Below are 1,604 nucleotides of genomic sequence, written 5' to 3'. Positions count from 1 at the left end.
ATCTCGGCCTTGGCGATGCCGGCCTCGATGAAGGGATGGACCACGCCATGCTCGGCGGCGGCCATCAGGCCCGGCCGGTAGTCGGAGAGATCATCCAGGTTGGCGCCGGACGCGATCGTGCCTGGGGTCAGGCCGCGGATCCGGGCATAAAGGTTGGTCTTGCAGAAATAGCAGCGGTTCGCCGGGTTGGCCCGGTAGGCCGGGTCGTCGAACTCCCCGGCACCCACCACCTCGAGCTGCCAGCCATGGCGCCTGGCATGGGCCTGGACCCTGGCGGTCGCCAGCGGCGGCACGGCGGGAGAGACCGCATGGACCATCCGCACCCGCGCCTTGGCGAACCGATGCGCCAGATAGGCGAGCGTCATGCTGTCGACCCCGCCGCTCACCGCGATCGCCAGCTCGGTATGGCGGTCGATCGCACGGAGCAGGTCGGCCTGCCGCTCGCTCATGGCTGGACCTCGCTGGCCGCCTTGCGCCGCCGCCGCTCTGCCAAGCTGCCGCCGGAAAGGTCGTCGCTCTCGGCCTTGATCGTCACGCTGCCGTCCGGCCGCTCAACCCGCTTGCGCCGAATCCCCTCCAGGCTGTCCTCCTGGCGCGGCAGGCAGAGCCGATCCTCGACATGCCAGCGCAGGCCGATCGTTGAGGTCTCGGTCAGGCAGGCATGGCACACCGCGTCCAGCGCGTCCGGCCGGACCAGGAGCCGGAAGGATTCCAGCGGCCGCCCCTTCTTGCCACGCCGGGTCGCGGTCGAAAGGTCCAGAACGCCCGGCAGCGCGCGCAGGCGTTCGCAGGCCTGGCCGATCTCCTCGCCGGTCATGTCGTCGATCTCGAAGCTCAGCACCGTCACTTGCTCGGTACGCGGCCCGGCTGTCGTTCGGGCCACGGTGGCCCGCAGGATGTTCGGCATCCGCTCCAGCTCGCGGCTGCCGGCCCCGGTGCCAACTGCCTCCAGCCGCAGCACGGCCGGCCGTGCGCCTGGTGCCAGATGGCGCAGGATCGCCGCTCCGGTCGGCGTGACTCGCTCGCCGCCGATCCCGTCGTCGCGCCACTCGAACCCGGTCAGGATCGCGGCGGTGGCGGGGGCAGGGACCGGGAGCAGGCCATGGCGGGTGCGCACCAGGCCGCCGCCCAGCGGCAGAGGCGAAACCGACCAGCTGGCACCGTCCAGTGCCGCGGCGATACTGCCGGCCGCGACCACGTCCACCAGCGAATCCCAGTCGCTGATCTCGTGAAAATGGACCTGGTCCACCGCCACCCCGTGGATGGCGGCTTCCGCCTCGGCCAGGACGCGCAGGACCGCCACGGCATGGCCGGCCGTGCCCGGCGCCAGCCGCGCCTGCTCGATCCGCCGCACCATGTCCCGGAAATGGCTTTCCTCATGGCTCACCTCGGCCACGGCATCACGCAGGCCGAAGCGCCGGCAGCGGACGGCACCGCTGGTGCCCTCGTCCAGGAAGGGCAGGCCCGTACCTTCCGGCAGCACCGCTCGGCAGTCCGTCAGGACCCGATCCTGCAGCTCCGGCAAGGCGTCTAGGAGGGCGGCCGCGAACATGTCGCCGGCCAGCCCGCCCGCCGCGTCCAGATGGATGTGCCGGCCGCCCTCA

Annotated in this window: 1 protein-coding gene and 1 pseudogene; both read right to left on the bottom strand. The window is 71.8% G+C overall.

Features of this window, described 5'->3' with window-relative positions:
- Positions 1-449: pseudogene (locus EQG76_RS22490) on the bottom strand (adenine nucleotide alpha hydrolase); the annotation flags it as partial.
- Positions 446-1,604, bottom strand: a 1,159-nt coding sequence (gene larC, locus EQG76_RS22485) for a nickel pincer cofactor biosynthesis protein LarC (RefSeq protein WP_200841030.1), incomplete at its 5' end; no start/stop codon positions are given. The gene larC and the pseudogene EQG76_RS22490, both read right to left, overlap by 4 nt.

The organism is Geminicoccus flavidas, assembly GCF_009806515.1.
Taxonomy (GTDB): domain Bacteria; phylum Pseudomonadota; class Alphaproteobacteria; order Geminicoccales; family Geminicoccaceae; genus Geminicoccus; species Geminicoccus flavidus.
This window is presented reverse-complemented; position numbering and strand designations above follow the sequence as displayed.